The 22,698-nt window shown below is 65.4% G+C and carries 21 protein-coding genes and 2 other RNA genes; 7 read left to right on the top strand and 16 right to left on the bottom strand.

The annotated features are described in order from the left end of the window. Positions 1-87: 87 nt before the first annotated feature. Positions 88-1,194, top strand: a complete 1,107-nt coding sequence (gene ddlA / locus ACCQ06_RS01375; RefSeq protein WP_228324899.1) for a D-alanine--D-alanine ligase — start codon at positions 88-90, stop codon at positions 1,192-1,194. Continuing rightward, the gene (locus tag ACCQ06_RS01370; protein WP_228324898.1) at positions 1,191-1,673 is read left to right on the top strand and encodes a GNAT family N-acetyltransferase; all 483 of its coding nucleotides are present in this window, start codon (positions 1,191-1,193) and stop codon (positions 1,671-1,673) included. Before ddlA ends, ACCQ06_RS01370 begins: the two co-directional genes overlap by 4 nt. A gap of 115 nt (positions 1,674-1,788) precedes the next feature. On the opposite strand, the gene ACCQ06_RS01365 is transcribed toward ACCQ06_RS01370, so the two are convergent. Together ACCQ06_RS01365 and oleD are read right to left on the bottom strand one after the other, a co-directional pair. Beyond that, the gene (locus ACCQ06_RS01365) at positions 1,789-1,947 is read right to left on the bottom strand and encodes a DUF1328 domain-containing protein (protein ID WP_003468167.1); all 159 of its coding nucleotides are present in this window, start codon (positions 1,945-1,947) and stop codon (positions 1,789-1,791) included. 64 nt (positions 1,948-2,011) lie between these two features. Next, positions 2,012-3,022 carry a 2-alkyl-3-oxoalkanoate reductase gene (gene oleD / locus ACCQ06_RS01360; RefSeq protein ID WP_170068724.1) on the bottom strand — a complete coding sequence of 337 codons (1,011 nt, stop codon included), beginning with the start codon at positions 3,020-3,022 and terminating at the stop codon, positions 2,012-2,014. Between the two features lie 198 nt (positions 3,023-3,220). Here oleD and ACCQ06_RS01355 point away from each other — a divergent pair, with 198 nt between their 5' ends. Beyond that, the gene (locus ACCQ06_RS01355) at positions 3,221-4,375 is read left to right on the top strand and encodes a serine hydrolase domain-containing protein (protein ID WP_372364850.1); all 1,155 of its coding nucleotides are present in this window, start codon (positions 3,221-3,223) and stop codon (positions 4,373-4,375) included. A 4-nt stretch (positions 4,376-4,379) separates the two neighbouring features. Here ACCQ06_RS01355 and ACCQ06_RS01350 read toward each other — a convergent pair. The 3 genes from ACCQ06_RS01350 to oleC form a co-directional block, all read right to left on the bottom strand. Then, positions 4,380-4,456, bottom strand: a non-coding RNA gene (locus ACCQ06_RS01350) — sX9 sRNA. Between the two features lie 244 nt (positions 4,457-4,700). Next, positions 4,701-6,254 carry a winged helix-turn-helix domain-containing protein gene (locus ACCQ06_RS01345; RefSeq protein WP_316689928.1) on the bottom strand — a complete coding sequence of 518 codons (1,554 nt, stop codon included), beginning with the start codon at positions 6,252-6,254 and terminating at the stop codon, positions 4,701-4,703. An 8-nt stretch (positions 6,255-6,262) separates the two neighbouring features. After that, a complete protein-coding gene (oleC, locus tag ACCQ06_RS01340) occupies positions 6,263-7,915 on the bottom strand; it encodes an olefin beta-lactone synthetase (RefSeq protein WP_316689927.1) in 1,653 nt (550 codons plus the stop codon). Positions 7,916-8,047: 132 nt separating this feature from the next. Here oleC and ACCQ06_RS01335 point away from each other — a divergent pair. Together ACCQ06_RS01335 and ACCQ06_RS01330 are read left to right on the top strand one after the other, a co-directional pair. Further along, positions 8,048-8,123: non-coding RNA, sX9 sRNA (locus ACCQ06_RS01335), on the top strand. 259 nt (positions 8,124-8,382) lie between these two features. Further along, complete coding sequence (locus ACCQ06_RS01330) at positions 8,383-8,766, top strand: YkgJ family cysteine cluster protein (protein ID WP_228324893.1); 384 nt, start codon at positions 8,383-8,385, stop codon at positions 8,764-8,766. 24 nt (positions 8,767-8,790) lie between these two features. Here ACCQ06_RS01330 and ACCQ06_RS01325 read toward each other — a convergent pair whose 3' ends face one another. The 5 genes from ACCQ06_RS01325 to ACCQ06_RS01305 all read right to left on the bottom strand — a co-directional run bounded on the left by ACCQ06_RS01325 (position 8,791) and on the right by ACCQ06_RS01305 (position 12,988). Beyond that, complete coding sequence (locus ACCQ06_RS01325) at positions 8,791-9,252, bottom strand: hypothetical protein (RefSeq protein ID WP_316689926.1); 462 nt, start codon at positions 9,250-9,252, stop codon at positions 8,791-8,793. Between the two features lie 5 nt (positions 9,253-9,257). Continuing rightward, positions 9,258-10,166 (bottom strand): alpha/beta fold hydrolase, encoded by a 909-nt coding sequence (locus tag ACCQ06_RS01320; RefSeq protein ID WP_316689925.1) that lies wholly within the window; start codon positions 10,164-10,166, stop codon positions 9,258-9,260. Positions 10,167-10,311: 145 nt separating this feature from the next. Next, positions 10,312-11,466 carry a protein adenylyltransferase Fic gene (gene fic, locus ACCQ06_RS01315; protein ID WP_316689924.1) on the bottom strand — a complete coding sequence of 385 codons (1,155 nt, stop codon included), beginning with the start codon at positions 11,464-11,466 and terminating at the stop codon, positions 10,312-10,314. A gap of 83 nt (positions 11,467-11,549) precedes the next feature. Continuing rightward, positions 11,550-12,566, bottom strand: coding sequence for a 3-oxoacyl-ACP synthase III (locus tag ACCQ06_RS01310; RefSeq protein ID WP_104617225.1), 1,017 nt, complete (start codon positions 12,564-12,566; stop codon positions 11,550-11,552). A gap of 101 nt (positions 12,567-12,667) precedes the next feature. Next, a complete protein-coding gene (locus ACCQ06_RS01305) occupies positions 12,668-12,988 on the bottom strand; it encodes a DUF4156 domain-containing protein (RefSeq protein ID WP_055853702.1) in 321 nt (106 codons plus the stop codon). A gap of 386 nt (positions 12,989-13,374) precedes the next feature. Between ACCQ06_RS01305 and ACCQ06_RS01300 the strand changes: the two genes are divergently transcribed. Together ACCQ06_RS01300 and ACCQ06_RS01295 are read left to right on the top strand one after the other, a co-directional pair. Continuing rightward, positions 13,375-13,836 (top strand): XAC0231 family protein, encoded by a 462-nt coding sequence (locus ACCQ06_RS01300; protein WP_055853704.1) that lies wholly within the window; start codon positions 13,375-13,377, stop codon positions 13,834-13,836. A 26-nt stretch (positions 13,837-13,862) separates the two neighbouring features. Then, positions 13,863-14,339 carry a tRNA (cytidine(34)-2'-O)-methyltransferase gene (locus tag ACCQ06_RS01295; RefSeq protein WP_316689923.1) on the top strand — a complete coding sequence of 159 codons (477 nt, stop codon included), beginning with the start codon at positions 13,863-13,865 and terminating at the stop codon, positions 14,337-14,339. A gap of 337 nt (positions 14,340-14,676) precedes the next feature. On the opposite strand, the gene ACCQ06_RS01290 is transcribed toward ACCQ06_RS01295, so the two are convergent. The 6 genes from ACCQ06_RS01290 to poxB all read right to left on the bottom strand — a co-directional run bounded on the left by ACCQ06_RS01290 (position 14,677) and on the right by poxB (position 22,478). Further along, positions 14,677-15,903 carry an MFS transporter gene (locus ACCQ06_RS01290; protein ID WP_316689922.1) on the bottom strand — a complete coding sequence of 409 codons (1,227 nt, stop codon included), beginning with the start codon at positions 15,901-15,903 and terminating at the stop codon, positions 14,677-14,679. Positions 15,904-15,994: 91 nt separating this feature from the next. Beyond that, positions 15,995-16,612 carry a hypothetical protein gene (locus ACCQ06_RS01285; RefSeq protein WP_316689921.1) on the bottom strand — a complete coding sequence of 206 codons (618 nt, stop codon included), beginning with the start codon at positions 16,610-16,612 and terminating at the stop codon, positions 15,995-15,997. 131 nt (positions 16,613-16,743) lie between these two features. Continuing rightward, positions 16,744-17,556, bottom strand: coding sequence for a hypothetical protein (locus ACCQ06_RS01280; protein ID WP_316689920.1), 813 nt, complete (start codon positions 17,554-17,556; stop codon positions 16,744-16,746). 400 nt (positions 17,557-17,956) lie between these two features. Then, on the bottom strand, positions 17,957-19,297 hold the full coding sequence (locus ACCQ06_RS01275; protein WP_104617231.1) for a sigma-54-dependent transcriptional regulator: 1,341 nt from the start codon (positions 19,295-19,297) through the stop codon (positions 17,957-17,959). After that, complete coding sequence (locus tag ACCQ06_RS01270; RefSeq protein WP_316689919.1) at positions 19,282-20,724, bottom strand: sensor histidine kinase; 1,443 nt, start codon at positions 20,722-20,724, stop codon at positions 19,282-19,284. Before ACCQ06_RS01270 ends, ACCQ06_RS01275 begins: the two co-directional genes overlap by 16 nt. Before the next feature lie 44 nt (positions 20,725-20,768). Beyond that, positions 20,769-22,478, bottom strand: a complete 1,710-nt coding sequence (gene poxB / locus ACCQ06_RS01265) for a ubiquinone-dependent pyruvate dehydrogenase (RefSeq protein WP_316692471.1) — start codon at positions 22,476-22,478, stop codon at positions 20,769-20,771. Positions 22,479-22,698 lie beyond the last annotated feature (220 nt).

Genomic DNA, 22,698 nt, shown 5'->3' with positions numbered 1-22,698 from the left:
GGCGTCCGTGCACAGCTGCCGACTTCCTTCGGCCGGCCGGTCACGGGCATGCTGGCGCCCTTCTCGAACAGTTGGCAGGAGCAGGCGATGGGCAAGATCCGGGTCGGTCTCATCTTTGGCGGCAAATCCGCCGAGCACGAGGTTTCGCTGCAATCGGCGCGCAACCTCCTGGACGCGCTCGACCCGCAGCGCTTCGAGCCGGTGCTGATCGGCATCGACAAGCAGGGCCAGTGGCATCTGAGCGCGCCGGACGGCTTTCTGCACGATGCCGACGACCCGGGCCGGATCGCCCTGCACCGCAGCGGCCGCTCGGTGGCGGTGCTGCCCGGCGCCGAGCAGGCGCAGCTGCGGCCGGTGGATACCGAGCAGGCACTGGCGCAGATCGATGTGGTGTTTCCGATCGTGCACGGCACCCTGGGCGAGGACGGCTCGCTGCAGGGCTTGTTGCGCATGGCCAACCTGCCCTTTGTTGGCTCCGGCGTGCTCGGCTCGGCGGTGGCGATGGACAAGGACATGGCCAAGCGCGTACTGCGCGATGCCGGCCTGGCGGTGGCGCCGTTTGTCTGCTTCAACCGCCACACCGCCGCGCAGGCCGATGTGGATGCGCTGATCGCCCAGTTGGGGTTGCCGCTGTTCGTCAAACCGGCCAACCAGGGCTCGTCGGTCGGCGTCAGCCAGGTGCGCAGCGCGGATGCGTTTGCCGCCGCGCTCGCCTTGGCGTTGTCCTACGACCACAAGGTGCTGGTGGAAGCGGCCATTATCGGTCGCGAGATCGAATGCGCGGTGCTGGGCAATGCCACGCCACAGGCCAGCGTGTGCGGCGAAGTGGTGGTGCACGATGCGTTTTATTCGTACGACACAAAATACATCAGCGCAGATGGCGCCGACATCGTGATCCCCGCCGATCTCGATGCGCAGACGCAGCAGCGCATCCAGCAACTTGCGGTGCAGGCCTATCAAGCGCTGGACTGCGCCGGCATGGCGCGCGTGGATGTGTTCCTGTGCGCAGACGGACGCATCGTGATCAACGAAGTCAACACGCTGCCGGGCTTCACCCGCATCAGCATGTATCCAAAGTTATGGCAGGCAAGCGGGCTGGACTATCGCACCTTGATCACGCAGTTGATCGAGCTGGCCTTGCAACGGCATGCAGACGATCAACTGCTGCGCAGCGCGGTGGACGCGCGCGCATGAGTGCGGCGCAGTTGCGCGCAGTGCAAGCGCACGACCATGCGGCACTGCTCGCACTCAACAATACGCACGCCACCGCACTGTCGTTGCTCGATGCCGATGGGCTCACCGCGTTATTGCAGATGGCCTGGCATGCACGGCTCGTCTCACCGGCCGACGGCCTGCTGATCGCACTGGATCAGAGCGCTGCCTATGCCAATGCGAACTTTGCATGGCTGGCGGAGCGCTTCGCACGCTTTGTGTACGTGGACCGCATCGTGATCGCCGCCCATGCGCAGCGACGCGGCCTTGCTGTGCAGTTGTACGACGACCTCATCCGCAGTGCGCGTGCAGCAGCGCAACCGCGCGTGGTGTGCGAAGTGAATCTGAGCCCGCCCAACCCGGCCTCCCTCGCATTGCATCGACACCTGGGATTCGTACCGATCGGCGATGCGGTGCTGGCCAATGGCAAGCAGGTGCAATATCTGGAAAAGCTGCTGTGAGATGCAAAAACCCCGCTGAAAACCGCCACAACGCACATGGCCCGCCTCCTTGCGGAAGCGGGCCATGTGAGCGCCGACCGGCAGCGCCGCTGCCGGGACGTACCGCGGTGAGGCGTTAGACCTTGCCGCGACGGAACATCGAGATCACTGCCAGGATCAGGAACACCACAAACAGGATCCAGGCGATGTTGGTCGCCGCACCGGCGATACCGCTGAAGCCCAGCACAGCGGCGATGATGGCGATGACGAAAAAGATGATGGCGTAATGCAGCATGGCAAGGGTTCCAGAAATTGTCGTGCCGAATCGGCGCAGACGTATCCTGATCAGATGGCGGTCTTTATCGAGTGATGGCAATGTCGTTGGAAGATGAGGATCGCAGCCGATTCAGGCCTTCTTCGATGCTGATACGCGGCACATAGCCGAAGTCGCGGCGCGCTGGTTCCATGCTGTACCAATGCGGCGTACACAACTGTTCGACCAAGAACCGCGTCAACGGTACTTCGCCTGGCAGACGCAACAGTGGCCATAAGGTTTCGCACACCGCACCGATGCGATACGCGGTCTTGAACGACAACGAGCGCGTCACTGCCGGCGCGTCCACGGCCGCAAGCAAGCGATTGAGCAGCTCGCGCATCGGCAATGGTTGGCCGTTGGAAATGAAGTACGCCTTGCCCGCGCAGGCAGCACCCTGCGCAAGATGGTCGAACGCATCGAAATGCGCTTGCGCGGCGTTGTCGATGTAGGTGCTGTCCACCAGGTTGCTGCCATCGCCCACCATGCGCAGGCGACCGGCGCGCGCGCGCGCGGCCAGACGCGGCAACAGATGGTTGTCGCCCGGCCCCCAGATCAACCGCGGACGCAACGCCACCGTGGCCAGCTGCGCATCGTTGGCCGCCAAGACCGCACGCTCGGCGATCGCCTTGGTCGCTGCGTACGCGGCGCGCAGGTCTTCGCCATACGGCACCTCGTCGGCGCCCAGGCCCTCCACCGGATGGGTGGCGCGATGGGTGACGCTGGGTGTGGAGGTGTAGATCAGCCGCGGCACGCCATTGGCGCGGCATGCGTCGAGCACGTTCTGCGTGCCCACCACATTGGCCTGGTGATAGCTGTCGTAGCTGCCCCAGGCGCCGGCCTTGGCGGCGTTGTGAAACACCGCATCGATGCCGCTGAAGGCATGCCGCACAGCCTGCGGGTCGGCCAGGTCGCCACGGATCTGGCCCACGCCCAGCGTCTGCAGCACCGGGTAATCGCCGCGCTGGAAACTCACCACCTCGTGCCCACGCGCACGCAAGCCGCGGCACAACGCCTGGCCAAGAAATCCACCACCGCCGGTCACCAGCACTTTCATTACGCCACACCCATCGCTCCTGCAGGGCGCACACAATAGCCGGACAGGACCGTCAGGGCGACGCGGCGTGCGTTTCTTCTCGCGAGCGGCGTGGCTAACCCATTGATCGCAAAGACCTTCATAAATCTTCATTGCGGCATCAGGTAGTTCATTCGCGGCGCAGGCGTCATGGCCGGACCCTCGATCGCTGGAGTTGCCATGACCCGCCTGTCACTGCTGTTGCTGCCCCTGCTTTACGTCTCCGCGCTGCACGCCGCGGCGCCAGTTGCCGCCTCGACAGCAGCAACGCCCGCGCCGCCAGCCGCCACACCGCTGGCCCTCGACGACGGCTGGCCGGTCGCCAACGCTGCCGCCAAGGGCTGGAACCTTCCAGTGCTGGCGCAGATGGAGCAGGCGCTCGCCGCCGATCTGGCCCCCTCCACCACCAGCCTGGTGATCGCCCGCGACGGCGCATTGGTCTACGAGCGCTACCTGGGCGACGCCGATCGACAGACCTTGCACGACACCCGCTCGTTGACCAAGAGCGTGACCGGGCTGCTGGTCGGGGCGGCCATCGCGCGCAAGCTGATCCCCGACGTGCAGACCAAGGTCTATGACGCTTTTGGCGAGCGGCACTGGCAAAACGCCGATCCGCGCAAGCGTGCGATCACCGTCGAAGACCTGCTGACAATGAGCTCGCAGCTGGAATGCAACGACGAAAATGAATTTTCGGCCGGCAACGAAGAACGCATGTACGTGAGTGCGGACTGGACGCAGTTCGCGCTGGATCTGCCGATCCGCGGCTATGCGCCGTGGACGCCGCGGCCCGCACAGAGCCCGCACGGCCGCGCGTTTTCGTATTGCACCGCCGGCTCCTTCCTGCTGGGTGCGATGCTGGAAAAAGTCGCCGGCAAGCCGCTGCAGGCCTTTTCGGCGCAGGTGCTGGAAACACCGCTGGGCATCGAGCGGGCGCAGTGGAACCTGTCGTCCGAAGGCGTGGGCATGGGCGGTGGCGGCACCCGCTATCGCAGCCGCGACCTGGCAAAGCTCGGCCAACTGCTGCTGGCGCACGGCCGCTGGCAAGGCCGCCAGGTGATTCCCGCCGACTGGGTGCAGGCGATGACCAGCGTGCATGCGCAGGCACGCGAGGATGCCGATTACGGCTATCTGATCTGGCACTTCCGGTTTCCGGTGCGCGGTGTGCAACGCGATACCTGGGCGATGTCCGGCAATGGCGGCAACTACGTGTTCGTCGTGCCTGACGAACGCCTGGTGGTGGTGCTCACGCGCAGCGCGTACAACACGCGGCAGATGCACCAACAGTCGCAGCGCTTGCTGACCGACTATGTGCTCAAGGCGCTGCCCGAGCACTGAGAGCGGGTAAGACAACGTCGCGAGCAGTCCTCAGGTGGGTGTGGACGGCGCGCTCTGACTCGGCATGTCCGCGTGGCACATGCCGGACCGAGCACCGGTCGCATCTGTCTGGCGGTGACTGCAGCTGTCAGTTAGTCGCTCCAAGCATTGGCTGGCATGCATCGCGTGTTCGCCACCCGGACCTGGCAACCGATGCGCTACCACACCGACGCGCCGCAGGGCGCGGCCGGTGCCTGGTGCGGCGCAGATCTCGATGGCTCACTCTGGATCTGGCCTCACCGTCTGAGCATGCAGTCGGACCGTCCTGACCACGCTCACCCAAGTGTCAATCGCCGTTGGATGTTGCCTGCGCACGCAGCACATCGGCACGCCGCAACTGCCCACGCTGGGCAGCAAGATCGGCATCGATACGTGCCAGCAACGCGGCAAACTCCGGCGAGCCGCGCAATGGCTGCAGTAGCGGCGATTGACGCAGATAGCCGGCGTTGCGGTAGCCGGCGGCGTCGGCGCGTTGCAGGGCGCGCATCGCCGCGTCGGGCGCATCCGCACCCAGCAACAACACGGCGGCATCGACTGCATCGAACGGGTCGCCGCCACGCGCGACGCTGCCGAGCAACTCCTGCGCATGCGCGTGCAGCGTGGCGGCTGACGGCGGCGGCTCGGCGTGCAGCGCCCACACCACCGTCTGCGCAAAGCTGCCCTGTGGACGCAGCTGCAAGGCCCGCCGCGCCGCGCTGCGTGCCAGCGCGGTGTCGCCACGCGACCACGCCAGCTGCGCCTGCAACAAGGACAGCCCGGCATAGTCGGTGCCGCGGCCCAATGCCTCGTTCAATGCCGTCTGCGCCTCTGCCGCACGGCCATGCTCGAACAGAAACGTGGGCCAAGCCAGATTGGAAAACGCATCGTCCGGGTACAGCTGAAAGTTTTGCCGATAGCGCGCTTCGGCGGCACTCGCATAGCCGAGCAGGCTCAGGTTGCTGGCAATCTGGATCGGTAGAAAGCGCACGCGTTTTGGCTCGCGCACGGCCAGGTTGGCCGACAGCGCCTGCACCAGTTTGCCCTGTCGCTCGTACAGGTAGGCGGCCGAGCCGCGCACGGCATCGGCCGCCGGATCCAGCTGCAACGCCTGCTCGTAGGCGGCCAGTGCAGCGCCATTGCGGCCCTGGCAATCCAGCGCGTAACCACGCGCGGCGTAGGCCGCCGCAAGACGCGGTTGCGCCTTGATCACCGCATCGGCCAGGTGCTGGGCCTGCTGTGCAAATCCGCCATCGCCATCGTATTGGCACACGCGTGCGGCGTAGGCACGACTGAGCCCGAGCTGGGCCTGGCGGTCGTCCGGCGCTTGCTGCAGACGTTGCCGATACAGACCGATTGCGCGGTCGTTGTCGTCGCGCTGGCCGATGCCGGCGTAGTAGTCGGCACGTTGCAACAACGCCGCCTTCGCCGGTGGTGCGTCGCTGCGCTGCACCCACCAGGCCGCAGCGCCGCCCACCACGACCAGCATCGTCACGGCAGCGGCGATCCACACGCCATGCCGCCGTGGCGCGGGCACAGGCGGCGCCTGTTCCTGCTGCACCGGCACGCACAGTTGATACCCCTGCCCCCGTACCGAGCGCAGATAGCGCGGCTGCCGCGAGTCGTCGCCCAAGGCCTGCCGTAGCAGCCGCACACGTTGGGTGACGGTTTCTTCGTTGACCAGCGCCGGTGCCCACACGTTCTGGATCAACGCGTCGAAATCCACCACGCGTTGGCCCTGCTGCAGCAGGTAGTGCAGCAGGCGAAAACTCAGCCCACCCACCTCAAGCGCCACGCCGTCGCGCTCCACGCGCTGCCGCGCCACATCGATGCGCAGATCATCCAGGCGATAATGCGCGGACATCGTGGACGTCAGGAGCGCTGCGCCGCCGCCCAGACCGCCAGTTTTTCGCGGCCGATCTTGGCGTTGTGGCGAATGTCGACCGGAAAGCCGGGATGCCGCAGAAAACGCGCAATACCGGCGGTATGCGGATGCGCCGCGCCCAGCGCACGCAATGCGGTTTGCACGTCCGCAAAGGCCGATGCCGACACGCCCGGCTGCAACTCCACACACAGCACCGGTTGCTGTTGCCCGGGCGCGCCCACACCGACCAAGGCGGTGCGCCGCACCTGTGGATGCACGTTGAACACCGGCTCCACCTGTTCGGTATACAGCGGGCCGCTGGCCGTTTCCACGCGATGGGTCTTGCGCCCGCAAAACCACAAGCGTCCTTCGGCATCGAAATAGCCGACATCGCCCATGCGGTGCACGATGCGCTCGCTGCCATCGTCGCTGCGCTCACGGATCTTGGCGATGCGTGTGGCCGCATCGCGATTGAAGTAGGTATCGGTGGTGGTGGGGCCGGCGACAGTGATCTCACCGACGTCGCCCACGGCCAGCACGCGCGCGCCGCTCCAATCGGCAATGGCCGCATCGTCGATGGCGATGATGCGCACCTCATTTGGCGCGACGACCTGCCCCACGCAGGTGCCGGCCCCGGCTTCGGTGGCGGCGCGGGTCGCGTCCAGGGTGCGGCCTTCGATCGCCGCTACCGGCAGACATTCGGTGGCGCCGTATGGCGTCCAGAATTGCGCATCGGCCGGCAGCAGCGCGCGGATGGTGGCCACCACATCCGGCGGCACCGGTGCGCCTGCCGACGTCGCCAGGCGCACGTTGGGCAGCGGCTGCCCATAGTCGGCCAGCACGCGCATCAACGCCGGCGAGCCGAACAACTGCGTCACTCCGAAGCGGTTGAGCGCATCGTGCAGCTTGCGCGGGTCGGCGGTGGCCGGACGGGTCGGGTCCATATCCGGGATCACCGAGGTCAACCCCAGTGCGGGATCGAACAAGGCAAACGGTGGAAACGTCGGCAGATCCACACCACCGGGCTGCATGCCGAAGGCGTTGCGCAGCAGCTCGATCTGCCCGACAAAATGCCGGTGCCGGTACACCACGCCCTTGGGCACGCCGGTGGAGCCGCTGGTGAACAGGATCGCCGCCACATCGTTCGGTGCGGTATCGGCCAGTTGGCTGCCAGCGCCGGCGCCATCGCGCTCCACCCGTGCCAGCGTCACCCCACCCCAGCCGTAGCGTCCACCGACGCTGACGATCTGCTTGGCAGAGCGCGCCCAGCGCAGCAACCGGCGCGCCAGCTGCGCGAGCGGAATGCCGATAAACGCCTGCGGCTGCGCTTCGTCCAAGCACTGTTTGAGCGCGCGTTTGTCGATGCCCGGGTCGACCAGCACCGGCACCGCACCGGCCTTGAACAACGCAAACATCAGCAGGAAGAACTCCGGCGACGGCCGCACCATCACCACCGCGCGCGCGCCACGGCCGATGCCGTGCAGCGCCAGGCCGGCCGCAATCGCATCGCTGCGTGCATCCAGTTCGGCATAGCTCAAGGTCACGTCGTAGGCCGCAAACCCGTTGGCGGCGCGGCGGCCGGGGCAGCGGATGGCGATCTGATCGGGGCGCTCGCGCGCCAGCTGCGGCAAGGTGGCAGCGATATTGCAGAGAGTAGTCATCGCCGTATTATCACCCATGCACTTACGGTGCCGGCTGCTTGTTTCTCTCTCCAGGATCAGGCGTGCACTTAAGAGCAGCCAACAAAACGACTGTGCAGCCGCCAGGCGGGCGCGGCCGGTGCTCGGTGCGACATGTACCACCAGTACACTCCGGTTCCTCCGCGCCGTCCACGCCCACCTGACGACTGCTCGCTACGTTTTGTTAGCCGCTCTAAGTTCCTGCAGGGATCGCGCACGCCGTACGCCGCGCCCGAACTGATCGAACCGAAGCAGACGTACGGATGCGGCGCATGGTTGGCGCTGTACGCCTAACCACCGCGCAATGCATGCATGCTCTTCGCCGGTCCTGATCGGTCCAGGCAGACGAATCGCTGACCTGCACGCCACCACGCCTCTTGTATCGCAGCACGGTTCGGTCAGAATGCCGCGCTCCCCACGCGATTTCGCCGCGCCAGGCCCGGCATTCCATGGCACATCCCTGCCTTACCTGCGGCGCTTGCTGCGCCTATTTCCGCGTCAGTTTCCACTGGAGCGAAGCCGACCCCGCATTGGGCGGCAGGGTGCCGATCGAACTGACCGACTCCTTGCGCACGCACGAGCGCGTGATGCGCGGCACCTCGCAATCGCAGCCGCGCTGCATCGCGCTGGATGCGGACATCGGCCGCTACAGCCGCTGCAGCATCCACGACCGCCGCCCGTCCTCCTGCGCCGCCGTCCCGGCCTCGCTGGAATTCGGCGAGCGCAGTGCGCAATGCGACAAGTCGCGCCTGGCGCATGGGCTGCATGCGCTGACCGAGGCTGACTGGTCAGACGTACGTGAGAGCGAAAAGAATCCATTGCCGGATATGTAAAGCACTAGAGTTCAAACTGTAGTTTCAGGCTTTTGCCGCAAATGCGAGCAGTCGAGAGACATTCGTCATAAAAATTTTTTTGGGATCAATGGAGGGTTGACCCGCCTCCATGAACTCCATGTATTGATGATAGACCTGGAAATCGATCTCACGCCCATCCTCTCCCAGCCTGTAGAGGAACCATGCGTGGTTGAACGATAGCCTCCTCCACAAGGAAAGATGAGGCCGAAAAGCCTCTACGGCCTGCTCCAGCTTCGGATAAACGGACCGAAGCCTTGCGTCAACGTTAGAAGGCCAGTTCGACGGTGTCGGATACATGCCTGAGAACGCCTCAAGCAGGGCTAGCCTAAATATATCCGACGCACGCTTGGCGCTAGCGCGATGCTGAAGAAAGGCACCGCTGAGCGCTCCTGTTAAGAAGCTTGAAAGGGCAATCCCTATCGTCAGGGGACGCAGATCTGACAGGCCCGCTAGCAAGTCGCCCATGCAAATCAGCCCTCAAGCGGATGCGTGTCCAGAAACGTGCGGATCGCCGGCACCAACACGTCGTGCTTGTCTTCGAGCACGTAGTGATTGGCATCCTCGAATGCAGTCACTTCCGCATTCGGCAATGCGCGGCGAAAACCGGCGAGAAAGTGCTTGTCGAAGCAGATATCGCGCAGGCCCCAGGCGATAAACGCAGGACGGTCGGCAAACGACGGCAAGGCCTGTGCGGAACGCTCCAGCAACGACCAGCCCTTGTCGGCCGGCGACAGCGGAATGTCCTGCATGAAACGGATCGTGGAGATGCGGTTGCGCCAAGTGTTGTAGGGCGCCACATAGGCGCGCCGCACGGCCGAGGGCATGCGCTTTGATACGCCGAACCATGAGGCGCCGGACGAAAACGCATTGAAAGTGCGGATAAACCATTCGCCCGGCCGCCAATGGCGCCCCATCGCGATCTGCCATGGCATCGGCTTTTCCGGCGGCAGCGGGAATGCGGCGGTATTGGTGATCACCAATCGCTTGACCTGCGCATGATGCGACAACGCCCAGCCGAACCCGATCATGCCGCCCCAGTCGTGCACCGCCAGCGTGACCGGGCCGGTGATGCCCAGGTGCCGCAACAAGGTATCCAGATCGTCCACGCGCGACTGCAAGGTGTAGTCATAGCGCGGCTGCGCATCGGGTGCATCGTCCGGCTTGTCGGACAAGCCCATGCCGATATGGTCGGGCACGATGCAGCGGTAGCGATCGGACAGCCCGCTGACCAGATGCCGCCACAGATAGCTCCACGACGGATTGCCGTGCAGCATCACGACCACCTCGCCATCGCGCGGACCCTCGTCCAGATACGACATCGCAACGCCTGGCCGCACATCGAGGCGCTTGGGGATGAAGGGGTAGCCTGGGTAGTTCATGCCAAAGGGATCCGGTTTGTTTCAAGAAGAGCTACATCGCGCTGGCGTTGGCCCGAGCGATGCAGATAAAAATCCTGCAGCGATCGCATGCTGCGCCCTATCAGACGGCAGCACTGGATGCATAAAGTGGCAGCAGTCTTAGAAATCATGGAGTTTCTTGCGGACTTTCTCGGTAAGGCGGCAGTTGATGACCGTCAGCGGAGAGTAGTTGCAGGAAGGCCGGATGCAGGAACAACTTCTCCTTGCCCAGACGCTGCTCCTTGAGCACGCCGATATCCACCAGTTCCTTGAGATGACGCGCTGCGGTCTGGCGCGTCACGCCGAGCGCATCCACCACGTTTTGAATGCGGCAGCACGGCTGGTTGAAAATCACATCGACAAGCTCCCGGCTATACGCCTTGGGTGCAAGGCGGCGAACGTGATCACGCGCCTGCGTCTCCAGGCCACGGATTGCCTGAATTTTCGCGGTTGTCCAGGCAGCGGTCTCCGCGACCGCAGCGAGCATGTAATGAATCCACTCGGCCCAGTCCCCATGCCGCGTCACGTCCAGCAGCAGGCGGTAGTAATCGCTGCGATGGCGAATGATGTAGCGCGACAGATACAGCACCGGCACATCCAGCAGACCCTGTTCGATCAGCATCAACAGATTCAGCACCCGGCCCGTGCGACCGTTGCCGTCGGTAAACGGGTGGATCGCTTCGAATTGGTAGTGCGCCACCGCCATCCGGATCAGTGGATCGACGTCGGTGTGCTCATGGATGAAGCGCTCCCAGTTCGCGAGCTTGTGGCGCAGCAGCGTTTCGCCAACCGGCGGGGTGTAGATGATCTGCTGCGTTTGGTCGTTGGCCAGCGCAGTGCCCGGCACGCGACGAATCTGCATCCGCACCGCTTTGATGCGGCTACACACCACAACAGCGGTGTCGGTACACAGCGGCCGCTGCTGGAGCGATTGAAACCCCTCGTACAGCGCACTGCGGTAACGCAGCACTTCTTTGGTCGCGGGATGTTGCGCGCGCTCCTGATCGTCTGCGTAACGAAACAACTCGTCTGTGGTGGTGACGATGTTTTCGATCTCCGAACTGGCCTGCGCCTCCAGGATCGGAATCGTATTGATCAGCACGGTCGGATTAGGCAGCAGCGCGGTGGCCTGCTTCAGCTCGGCCAACGCGGTGCGGGCAACGATGCAGGCCTTGAGCAGGCTGCGGGTTTCGATATCTCCCGCCGGCGGTAGCGGCGGGAGAGCGTTGTGCGGCTTGGTCGGATCGAAATTGGTTGGATCGAAAACGGAGGTGTCGTCCATGTCACCTACTTATGTTGCGAAAGCGAACATGATGCAGCGACGCGTTCTAAAAATCCATTTTTTTTAACACATCCTCGTAGCACTCACCAAACCACTTCCGCCATCGAGCAGTTCAGCCCCGAGCCGATTCCCAGCAGCGCGATCCGGTCGCCCTTCTTCAGACGGCCCAGTTCCTTGAGCTTGCTCAGCACGATCGGCACCGAGGCCGGGCCGATGTTGCCGTGTTCGCCGAAGATGGTCATGACCTTGGCCGGGTCGATGCCGAACGATTTGACGAATGCGGCCGTGTGCGGGCGGCTGACCTGGTGGATCACGAACTGGTCCAGCTCATCGACCGCCCAGCCCAGCACCTGACGGGCCGCCAGGAAGGTCTTTTGTGCCAGCTTGATGCCTTCGATCAGCAGCAAGCGGGTGTCGGTGACCATGCGGTCCAGGTTGCCGCGGCACAGCTTGTTCCACTCGGTAGCCGAGCGGGTCACGCCACCCTTGTAGCGCGGCGCGTCGGGCACCAGCTCGGTGCGTGCCATCACCATCGCGGCAGCGCCGCAGCCCAGGGTCAGCGCGGCGAGTTCGTTGCGGAACTCCTCCTCGGTGACGTCCGGGGAGGTCATGCGCTCCAGGGTCTTTTCATAGACCAGGTTGGCGGTCTCGCCATCGACGACCAAGGCGTAGTCGATCTCGCCGCGCTCCAGCATGCGCGCGGCGATGTCCATGCCGTTGATGAAGGCAAGGCAGGCGTTGGTCACATCGAAGGTCACGCAATGGTCGCTGACCCCGAGGTTGCCGGACACGATGGACGCCGTGGACGGCTCCAGGTAGTCGCGGCTCACCGAGGTGTTGACCAGCAGGCCGATCTTCTCGATGCCGATGCCGGCATCGATCAGCGCCTTGCGCGCGGCCTGGGTAGCGGCGTCGGATGCCTGAACATCCTGGTCCCACAAGCGCCGTGCATGGATACCGGCAACGTCGCCCAACACGTCGGTCTTGATCCCGAGGCGGTCGTAGGTCGGTTGCAGGCGCTCGTTGATTTCCTTGGAAGTCAGCGTGTGCGGCGCATCAATATGCGCCAGTCCCGCGATGGAGACATTCTGGAAGAGCATCGAAGTAGCGCCATGGCGTCAGGCGAGGGGGCGCTAGTCTAGCCGCTGGCTGGTTTTACCGCATCTTTACATTTGAACCGCCCGCGCCCAAGCCCAACGGTTCAGCGCGGCGGGCAGCGGAAGGCGTTGAAGCGCTGGCTTCCGTCGGCCGGCTGGCCTTGTGCCTGCACGGTGTTGGCGTTGGCGCCCGGCGCCTCGTTGCGCGCCAGGGTTTCCAGTTCTTCCTGCACGCGTAGCGGGTTGCGGTTGTAGAAGCCGACCTTGCTCTTGACCGTCACCACGACCTCGCCCTGCTGCTGACAGCCAGCCGGCACAGGGCCTGCGGGCAAGACCTGCACGCTCTTGCCGCTTTGTTCGATCGGCACCCAGGTGCACGCCGCAGTGGTGGTGGCAACCAGAACAGACAGCATCAGCACGCGCATAAGTCATCCACACCGAAGGGCAAAGCCGGATTGTGCCGCAGTTGTCCGGTGGTCAAACGCGTGCCCGGCATGTGCCATACGCCTCATTCAGCACACCGGAACCTGCCGCCAGCTGCCCATTGCCAGCGGCGGCGGCGCTGTCCACTGCCCGCAAACGCGTCCGGGTGTCCGGACGCGGACACCCGCGGATTCAAACAACTCCTTTCAAAACAATGCATTCGAGATGGCACGCGGTTTGCTCTATCCACCAGGCAACCGAAGTCGAGAACGCAAAGCTGACTTTTTGCTGAACAAATAAATCAGCCCTCCGAAAGTTCTTGCACGTACCGAAACGGTGTACTACCTTACTACCACACCACTGATCACCCACACCAAGAGACCTCGCCATGAAGACCCAGACCCTGCGCATCGCCCTCTCCGCCGCCCTGCTGGCCGGCACCACCTTCGCCGGTTTTGCCCAGGCCGCCAGCCTGACCACACTGGACACCGTCCAGGTTCGCCCGGCCGCCGACCAGATCGCCCAACAGACGCTGGAACGCAGCAGCGACATCCGCACCCTGACTGCGGTGCAAGTGCGCCCGTCCGCCGAACAGCTGGCTGCCTTCGCTGCCGAACAGGCCGGCCCGCGCGTTGTCACCCTTGCCGCAGTGCAGGTCCGTCCGTCGGCCGAACAGCGCGCCGAGCTGGTGGTCCGCAGCAGCGCCGCCACTGCCCAGAGCGCCTCCGGCCAGACCGCCGCCGCCATCGGTGCGTTGATGGGTCAGGTCATGGTCAATCTGCCGGTGCCGCAGCTGCAGCCGTCGCCGGCCGAACTGGAAGCGCTGGTCAGCGCCGCCATCAGCCTTTAAGCACGCGCGCAGCTACACTTGCGCGCATGTCAGCACCCGTCCTCGATGTCATCCTGTTTCAACCGGAAATTCCGCCCAACACGGGCAATGTGATTCGCTTGTGCGCCAACACCGGCGCGCGCCTGCACCTGATCGAGCCGCTCGGCTTCGACCTCAGCGACAAGCAGCTCAAGCGCGCGGGCCTGGACTACCACGAATACGCGACCCTGCACGTGCACGCCGACCTGCCAACTGCATTGGCTGCCATCGCGCCCACGCGTGTGTTTGCCCTGAGTACGCGCAGCACGGTGCGCTACGACACACCGCAGTTCGCCGACGGCGATGCGTTTTTGTTCGGCCCGGAAACCCGCGGCCTGCCGGCCGAGGTGCTGGAGTCGATCCCGCCGCAGCACCGGCTGCGTCTGCCGATGCGCCCGGACAATCGCAGCCTCAATCTGTCCAACACCGTGGCGGTGATGGTGTTCGAAGCCTGGCGGCAGTGGAACTTCGCTGGCGGTCAGTAAGCGCGACGCAGCGCAATCGCCAAACACTGCGGCTCTGCTCCCGGCAATCGGCAATCGGCATGGACCACTGCAAACTCAGTGCTCGAGCGAAATGCGCCCGCGTCTACCGATCAGGTGCTGCAGTTGTTGGCCAGGCGTGATCGAACGCCACACACCCAGCACTGCCCACAACTCACAGCACGCTCGTGATTGCCGTGTTGCCTGCCTGCGCACTACGCGTCTTCCGTCCTTGCATCAAAGCGTGCGATCTTCGACGACACAGCGCAATTGCACACCACGCACCGCTGGCGATGGACGTCACTACACACGCGCTTTCTTGCACGCACCTGCGCCGCCACTACGACGCGGTCTGCACGTCGGCCGCTGCCTGCAACAGGCCGCGGCAGCCGGCCCATAACGCCACTGCCAGCAAGGCGATGGCGCCCAGGCTCAAAAACGCGATGCGGTAGCCGAAGGCGTGCGCGAGCCAGCCGCCAAACGCCGGGCTAAGCGCCGCGCCAACCCCCTGCACCGTCATCACCGCGCCCTGGCCGACGTTGACCCGGCCGGTGCCGTGCAGCAAGCGCGCCACCAATGCCGGCACCACCACGCTTTGCAGACCGGCGCCGAGCCCATCGAGGATCTGCACCGGAAATACGCCCCAGCCGTGAATCACCGAGGCCGCCACCAGCGCGCGCAGCGGCAAGGCCATGAAGGCCAGCAGCAACACCCCCCAATGCCCGTGCACGCGGATCCAGCGCATCGCCAGCAACGCAACCACCACCATCGTGGCTTGGGCAACCACAATCGTGGTGGCGGTCAGCGCGCTCGGGTCGCCGGCATGCGCGGCCACGATCGCCATGCCGTACAACGGCAGCATCGCCGCGTTGCCCAGATGAAACAGCCCCAGCGTGACCGCCAGCAATGCAAGCGACCGGCAGGTCAGCAACACCCGCCAGGCGCTCAATGCGTCTGCACCATCGGCATGCCCCAGGCCGCGTGCAGCGCGATGGTCGATGGCGGTTGCCGGAATCGACAGCACGGCCGTCAGCGCCAACACGCCGAACACCGCCGTGAGCGCGAAGATCGCGCCAAACCCGTAGCGCCATCCCAACCAGCCGGCCAGCACCGCCGCCAGCATGTTGCCGGCATGATTGGCGACCTGGTTGCGCGCCAGTTGATGATCGAACCCGCGCGCGCGCACCAGGCCCAACGTGATGCCGGTCAGCGCCGGGCCGATGCCGGCCGCCGCCAGCGCCGATGCGATCTGCGCGGCGACCACGCCGGAAGGCGTCGGGCTTAGCCAGATCAACGCGGTGGCGAGCAGGATCGCCAGACAGCCGACCACCACCACGGCGCGCTTGCGCCGGGTGACATCGACCAATGCGCCAGCCGGCGTGGTGGCGAGCATGCCGGCAATGCCGCCCACGCTCATCACCGTGCCGATCACGCCCACCGACCAGCCCTTGGACTGCAAAAACACGCTCAAAAACGGCCCCAGCCCGTCCTGGACATCGGCCACGCTGAAATGCAGCGCTTCCAGCGCGCGCGTGCCACGCGGTCGGGTCGACGTGCTCATGCGCATCGCCCTGCTGCGTGTTGCCCTGCACGGCCTGCCTGCAGGGCAACACCGATGACGCCTGTCTCATTGCAGCGCAGCGGGCACATTGCGGCGCCTAGTGCTTGGGCTTGGGCTTGTGCGCGCCCGGGCCATGCGGCGGACGGTCGATCTGCTTCAACGCAGCAGCCTTGCTGCCCAGCGCATGCGCGTGGATCAACACGCCATGCGGTGTGGCCTTGGTGTCGCCTTCGACCACCAACGGCTTGCCGACCACCAGCTGCTTGGCCAAGTCGGCGCCGGCATGCGGCGGAAACCGCACCGTTACCCCGTCGTCGAACAGCACGCCATGCACCTGCCCGTGCGGGCCATGCAGCAGCCGCGCGATGGTGCCGACGTGCTGGGTGAGCTGCGGCTTGGGCGGCTTGCCGGCCGGCGGTTTGGGCTTGGGCTTGGCATGCGGCCCATGCGGGCCTTCGTCGAGGATGCGCTTACCGCCGTCCGGGTCGATCGCCAGGGCCACCAGCATGTCCACATCGCGTGGCTTGAGGCCGCGCACGGTCAATGCGCTGCCGGGCTTGAGCGCCTTGAGCAAGGCCGCCGACAGATGCGGCGGCGTGTGTACTTCGGTGCCATCGGTGAGCAGCAGGCCGTCGATATCGGCCTTGGGATTGAGCAGAAAACGCGCCAGGGTGCCGCGGGTTTCAGGGAGGAAATCAGGATCGACCCAATGCATTGTGGACTCCAACTAGGTAGGACCGGCCAACGCCGGCAAGCCGCGCCCGCCGCCACGCGGGTGGCATGGCGGAGGCGCGTAAACGAAGGTCTGGGTGGGCGCCGCCGTCGCGTTCGCGGCGGCGGCTTGCTTCAGCGCGGTGTGGGTGGGGCCGCTGGCGGCACGGGCGGCCCGGGTGGTGCCTGCGGTGGTGGCGGTGGCGGTGGCGGTGGCGGTGGCAGCGGGCCATCCGGGCGCGGAGGAACGAACAACGCACGCTGCGACGCGCGGTCACGCCCCACCTCGGTGGCTTCGATCGCGCGCCCGGCCGCGGTGGCGACACCGAACCCGCGCACGCTCAGCGGTGCACCGGTGCGCAGCAGGTCACGCAACTGCAATGCCAGATGCGGCGGCATCCGCACCACAGTGCCGTCGCTCAGCAACGCACCGTTGGTTTCGCCGCCCGGGCCGTAGACCAGGCGCTCGATGCGTCCGTCTGCGGTTAAAGGCGTGAGTGCGGCAGGCGCGGGCAGCGGCATGTCGCCGGCCAACGGCGGGCGGTCCACCACCTCACGCTTGCTGCGCGTGGAGCGGATGCTGCTGGCACGCAGTACCGGCAAGTCGCCCAGGCGATAGCCTTGCACGCTCACCGCATCGCCGCGGCGCACGGCTGCCTGCAGGTCAGCGGACAGATGCGGTGCAAACGCCACCTGGGTGCCGTCGCGCAACCACAGCCCGTCCACGTCGCCGTTGGGATTGAGCATGAAACGCTCGACGGTGCCGCCGACCCGCACCGGCGTGGCGGCCACCGGTGCCGGCGGCGCAGGCGGCATGGGCGGCGGTGGGGGCGGCGTGCCCACCGGCGGACGCGGTGCGACCGGCGCGGCAGGCGGCGGCGGAACCTGCGCCGCCGCGGTAGCCACGCTGCAGGCCAATGCAACAGCAAGTGCGGTCTGACGAAGCATGTGATGTCTCCAGCGCGGCAGGAGCGCCGCTCGCAATGCGTACAACGCAGACATCGTGCCAACTCGGGAAGCCTTGTTTTTCAAGGCTGATGGACTTGAACAGGGCACCTAAGATGTCTGCATTTCATCCAGCGTTGTCCGTTTTGCAGACACGTGCGCTGCGGTGTCCCCTGTCCGGGCAGCATCGGAGGCCGGCGTTCGCGATTGCAGGCTGTGGCTGTGGCTGTGGCTGGCTGCACGGCTAATGCTAACGCTGGTCCATTGCCGCCTGTCGATGCACTGGCGATGGGATGCCTCTGTTTGCAACGTCCTGCCGGCAATCGGGCTGGGCGGGCGAACCACTCGATCGGCACCGGTTCGTCACCCATCCGCACAGCCTCGCATGCGCCAGCCCGCGCGCCTACTGCAAGCCGTAGTCGTCGAGCTTGCGATACAGCAGCTGCCGATGAATGCCGAGCCGGCGTGCGGCCTCGGCACGATTGCCGCCGCTGTGTGACAGCGCATCCTGGATCATCTGTTTCTCCAGCCGCGCCACCGCTTCGGGGAGCTGCATTTCCGGAGCCGCCGGCGGCGCCTGCGGCGGCGCGAGGTCGCCGAGCGCCTCGTCCAGATCGTCCGCCTCGATGCTGCGCCCGCGCACCAGCACCTGGCTACGCTGCATGACATTGCGCAGCTCGCGCACATTGCCCGGCCACGGGTAGGCCAGCACGCGCGCCTGCGCGGCCGGCGACAGCGCGCGTGCACTGCCCTGCCCTGTACGTAGAAAGTAGTCGGCCAGCAGCACGATGTCCTGCCCACGCTCGCGCAGCGGCGGCAGCTCGATCGGCACCACGTTCAAGCGGTAACGCAGGTCGCTGCGGAACTGCCCGGCGGCCACCCACGCGGCCAGATCGCGATGAGTGGCCGCCAGCACGCGCACGTCCACCTTCTGCGCACCGCGGCCGCCCAGCGGCGTCACTTCGCCTTCCTGCAGGAAGCGCAGCAGCTTGGCCTGCATCGGCAACGGCATGTCGCCGATTTCATCCAGAAACAAGGTGCCGCCATCGGCCTCGCGGATCAGGCCGATGCGGTCGCTGGTCGCACCGGAAAAGGCGCCCTTGCGATGACCGAACAACTCGCTCTCCATCAACTCCAACGGAATGGCCGCGCAATTGACCGCGACAAACGCCGCATTCGCACGCGCACTGGCGCGATGCAATGCACGCGCGGCCAACTCCTTGCCGGTGCCGGTCTCGCCGGTGATCAGCACAGGCAAGTCCGATGCGGCCGCCAGGCCGATGCGCTTGTGCACGGTGCGCATCGCCGGGCTGTGGCCGACCAGCGCATCGTCTTCTTCGGGCAGCGGGATCGGCGGCTCGTCGGCTGCAGCATCGGCGCGGCTCAGCAACGCACGTTCCACCACATCGACGATATCGGCACGCCCCACCGGCTTGACCAGATGATCGAACGCACCCAGCGTCATCGCCTCGATGGTGTTGCCGCTGGACACATGGGCGGTAAGCATCACCAGCGGCACCTGGGCCGCCTGTGCATCGCCCGCCCGCGCGCGCAACACCTCGATCCCGTCCATGCCAGGCATGCGGAAATCCACAAACGCCAGATCGACACCGCCTTCGCGCAACTGCGCCAGTCCTTGCGCTCCGTCGCTTGCGGCAATCACGCTGTGCCCGAGCGAGCGCAGCGTCGCCTGCAAGGTGGCGAGAAACGCTGCGTCGTCGTCGATGATCAGGATGCGCGCCATGGCAGCTCCACATTGAAATGGGTCATGCCATCGGCATGGGTGTACTGCGCCTGGCCGCCGTGCGCGCGCGCGATCTCGCGCACCAGTGCCAGCCCCAGCCCATTGCCGTCGCTGCGGCCGCTGACGAACGGTTCGAACAGCTGCGCCGCAATCGGCTCGGGTACGGGCGCACCGTGATTGCTCACTTGCAAATGCAACATGCCTTGGCGCTGCTCCGCACACATAACAATCTGCGTGCCTGGGTCGGCGTGCTGCAACGCATTGCGCAGCAGATTGTGCAATGCGCGCCCCAGTTGCTGCGGATCCAGTGACCACTGCAGCGGCGCATCCGGCACCTGCAGCTGCAATTGATGCGCGGTGTGCGGCAACGGTGTGGGATCCAGCAGCTCCTTCAGCCAGTCCTGCACCACCACTGTCTCCAGTTGCAGGCGGATCGGCTGCACCATGCCGAGCAGGCTTTCGACCACGCCATCCAGGCGCCGGATCTGCGCCAGCATCAGCGCGCCATGCGCGGCATCGTCGGGAGTGACATCGCGGCGGGCGATCTCGTTTTCCACCGCAAGCCGCATGGTGGCGATGGGGTTGCGGATTTCATGCGCCACCGTTGCAGTCATGCGCCCGAGCGCGGCAAGCCGCTCGTGCCGCGACAGCTCGTCGGCCAGCTTGCGTGTCTGCGCCAGCGCCTGCGCAGTGCGCTGCGCGTAACCCGTCACCGCAGCGCCAAGTCGATCGAGTTCGGGCGCGCCCGTGTGCGGAATCTGCGGCATCTCTGTATCGGCCGCCAATGCGTGTTGAATCTTCTGCAGACGCTGACTCCAGCGCCGCACCACCACGCCCAGCGCAATCGCCGGCACCGCGACCATCGCAAAGATCAACACCATGCCGACCACCAGCGGCCGCCACGCATCCGCACTGCTCGCCGGCACCCGCGACATGGTCCACGCCGCGGTGCCGGCCGCCAACGGGCAGGCGCTGATCAGCAGCACCTCGCGACTGCCATCGCGGCGGAACTGCACGGGCTTGTGTCCCTGCGCGCTTTGCCGCGCGGTGCCCACGATGGTTGTCCACTCGGCTGCGGGGATATCGGTCTTGTGATCGCTGCCGTCATAGGTGGGGTAGGCATAGGCGATGAAGCCCTTGTCCACATTCCACACGCCGCCTTCCACGCCCGGCGCATCGGCCAACACCAATTGCACCACCACCGCAGCCAAGCCGGCGCCGTTGTCGCCGCTGCGCGCGGCCTCGCTTGCGCCGGCATAGCGCTGCACGATGCGCATGCACTGGCCGCTCAACTGTTGCCGAGCGTCTTCCAGCCGCACACCTTCGGTCTGGCGATACAGGCCATACAACATCGTGGCCACGCCCAGGCAGGCGGCCACGATCACCACCCAGATCAGCAACAATTGCCGCAGTAGCGAACGTGGCATGCAAGCGATCCGGGCAAGGGCGGCCGATGATAGAACTGGTCGCGTTAGCGCAGGTTGGTCTTGACCAGCTCGATCACCTCATCGCCCCGCCCGCTCATCACCGCCTTGAGCAGGTACAGGCCCATGCCCTTGGCCTGTTCGAGCTTGATCGCCGGCGGTACCGCCAACTCCTGCGTGGCGATGCGCACATCCACCAGCGCCGGACCGGAATGCGCAAAGGCCTGCCGTAACGCACGCTCCAGCTGCGACGATTCGTCCACGCGGATGCCCAGGATGCCCATCGCATTGCTCATCGCGGCAAAATCCGGGTTGCGCAACTCGGTGCCGGTATCCAGATAACCGGCAGCCTTCATTTCCATCGCCACAAAGCCCAGCGAGGCATTGTTGAACACCACGATCTTCACTGGCAGGTTCAACTGCGCCAATGAAATGAAATCGCCCATCAACATCGCAAAGCCGCCATCGCCCGATAGCGCAATCACCTGCCGCCCGGGGAACGCCGCCTGCGCACCCAGCGCCTGCGGCATCGCATTGGCCATCGAGCCATGGTTGAACGACCCCAGCAAACGGCGCTTGCCATTCATGCGCAAATAGCGCGCCGCCCACACCGTGGGCGTGCCGACATCGCAAGTGAACACCGCATCCTGATCGGCAATCTGGCTGATCAGCCGGGTCACGAACTGCGGATGCAACGGCTCACCAGGATCGGCCGGCACTGCCAGGTCATCCAGCCCTTCGCGCGCCTTGCGGTAGTGCTCCAGCGATTTTTCCAGGAAGCGGCGGTCTTCGCGCCGCTGCAACTGCGGCAGCAAGGCCGCGATGGTTTCGCCCACATCCGCCGCAATGCCCAGCTGCAGCGGCGTGCGCCGGCCCAATGCACCCGGATCGCGGTCCACCTGCACGATGGTGGCGTCCTTGGGATAGAACTGCCGATACGGGAAATCCGTGCCCAACATGATCAAGGTGTCGCAGTTGAGCATTGCGTGGTAGCCGGAACTGAAGCCGATCAAGCCGGTCATACCGACATCGAACGGGTTCTCCCACTCCACGTACTCTTTGCCACGTAGCGCGTGCACGATCGGCGCGCCCAGCCTCTCTGCCAGCGCCACCACCGCATCGTGTGCGCCTGCGCACCCGCTGCCGCACAACAAGGTCACCGCCTTGCTCTGCTGCAACAGCTCGGCCAACTGCTGCACATCCTCGGCCGCAGGCAGCACGCGCGGCGCGCGCAGGGCCGGCCATGCGCTGGACAGATGCTTGTCCACCTCCAGCAACGCGATATCGCCGGGAATCACCACCACCGCCACGCCTTGCTGCAGGATGGCCGTGCGCATCGCACGATGCAGCACTTCCGGCAGCTGCGCCGGATTGGTCACCAGCTCCACAAAGTGGCTGCACTCGCGGAACAGCTCTTGTGGGTGGGTTTCCTGAAAATAGTTCAGACCGATCTCGGACGACGGAATATGCGCGGCGATCGCCAGCACCGGCTGCCGGCTGCGATGGCAGTCGAACAAGCCGTTGATCAAGTGCAGATTGCCCGGCCCACAACTTCCGGCGCACACCGCCAGCGTGCCGGTCACCGCGGCCTCGGCGCCTGCGGCAAATGCGGCAACTTCTTCGTGGCGCACATGCATCCACTCGATGGTCTGCATCTCGCGCAGTGCATCGGTCAAGCCATTGAGGCTGTCGCCGGTCACGCCCCAGATCCGCTCCACACCCGCGCTCTGCAGCGTCTCGGCCAGAAACCGCGCCACCGTCTTCTTCTTCGCCACGATGCAGCTCCGCTACTAGTCGACAAGCGTGCAATGCTCCCAGCGGCGATGTCAGTGCAATGTGCTCATGCACGAAAAATGCAGGAAAACCCGATGATTTCTGGACGTGTGCGCACGCGTCTCATCTTGCGGGCGCGCAATGAATGCCGCGTCACGTTTTACATGTGCGTTACGCGCATCCGCTGGGGACCACAAGAAAGCG

The organism is Xanthomonas sp. NCPPB 4467 (genome assembly GCF_041475665.2).
GTDB lineage: Bacteria > Pseudomonadota > Gammaproteobacteria > Xanthomonadales > Xanthomonadaceae > Xanthomonas > Xanthomonas dyei.
Note: the sequence above shows the minus strand (reverse complement) of the source record. Positions and strands in the feature narration are given on the sequence as shown.

Excerpts from the sequence above, each read along its gene's own strand:
- ddlA (WP_228324899.1), top strand. The coding sequence starts at position 88 with ATGGGCAAGATCCGGGTCGGTCTCATCTTTGGCGGCAAATCCGCCGAG.
- ACCQ06_RS01370 (WP_228324898.1), top strand. The coding sequence starts at position 1,191 with ATGAGTGCGGCGCAGTTGCGCGCAGTGCAAGCGCACGACCATGCGGCA.
- ACCQ06_RS01365 (WP_003468167.1), bottom strand. The coding sequence starts at position 1,947 with ATGCTGCATTACGCCATCATCTTTTTCGTCATCGCCATCATCGCCGCT.
- oleD (WP_170068724.1), bottom strand. The coding sequence starts at position 3,022 with ATGAAAGTGCTGGTGACCGGCGGTGGTGGATTTCTTGGCCAGGCGTTG.
- ACCQ06_RS01355 (WP_372364850.1), top strand. The coding sequence starts at position 3,221 with ATGACCCGCCTGTCACTGCTGTTGCTGCCCCTGCTTTACGTCTCCGCG.
- ACCQ06_RS01345 (WP_316689928.1), bottom strand. The coding sequence starts at position 6,254 with ATGTCCGCGCATTATCGCCTGGATGATCTGCGCATCGATGTGGCGCGG.
- oleC (WP_316689927.1), bottom strand. The coding sequence starts at position 7,915 with ATGACTACTCTCTGCAATATCGCTGCCACCTTGCCGCAGCTGGCGCGC.
- ACCQ06_RS01330 (WP_228324893.1), top strand. The coding sequence starts at position 8,383 with ATGGCACATCCCTGCCTTACCTGCGGCGCTTGCTGCGCCTATTTCCGC.
- ACCQ06_RS01325 (WP_316689926.1), bottom strand. The coding sequence starts at position 9,252 with ATGGGCGACTTGCTAGCGGGCCTGTCAGATCTGCGTCCCCTGACGATA.
- ACCQ06_RS01320 (WP_316689925.1), bottom strand. The coding sequence starts at position 10,166 with ATGAACTACCCAGGCTACCCCTTCATCCCCAAGCGCCTCGATGTGCGG.
- fic (WP_316689924.1), bottom strand. The coding sequence starts at position 11,466 with ATGGACGACACCTCCGTTTTCGATCCAACCAATTTCGATCCGACCAAG.
- ACCQ06_RS01310 (WP_104617225.1), bottom strand. The coding sequence starts at position 12,566 with ATGCTCTTCCAGAATGTCTCCATCGCGGGACTGGCGCATATTGATGCG.
- ACCQ06_RS01305 (WP_055853702.1), bottom strand. The coding sequence starts at position 12,988 with ATGCGCGTGCTGATGCTGTCTGTTCTGGTTGCCACCACCACTGCGGCG.
- ACCQ06_RS01300 (WP_055853704.1), top strand. The coding sequence starts at position 13,375 with ATGAAGACCCAGACCCTGCGCATCGCCCTCTCCGCCGCCCTGCTGGCC.
- ACCQ06_RS01295 (WP_316689923.1), top strand. The coding sequence starts at position 13,863 with ATGTCAGCACCCGTCCTCGATGTCATCCTGTTTCAACCGGAAATTCCG.
- ACCQ06_RS01290 (WP_316689922.1), bottom strand. The coding sequence starts at position 15,903 with ATGCGCATGAGCACGTCGACCCGACCGCGTGGCACGCGCGCGCTGGAA.
- ACCQ06_RS01285 (WP_316689921.1), bottom strand. The coding sequence starts at position 16,612 with ATGCATTGGGTCGATCCTGATTTCCTCCCTGAAACCCGCGGCACCCTG.
- ACCQ06_RS01280 (WP_316689920.1), bottom strand. The coding sequence starts at position 17,556 with ATGCTTCGTCAGACCGCACTTGCTGTTGCATTGGCCTGCAGCGTGGCT.
- ACCQ06_RS01275 (WP_104617231.1), bottom strand. The coding sequence starts at position 19,297 with ATGGCGCGCATCCTGATCATCGACGACGACGCAGCGTTTCTCGCCACC.
- ACCQ06_RS01270 (WP_316689919.1), bottom strand. The coding sequence starts at position 20,724 with ATGCCACGTTCGCTACTGCGGCAATTGTTGCTGATCTGGGTGGTGATC.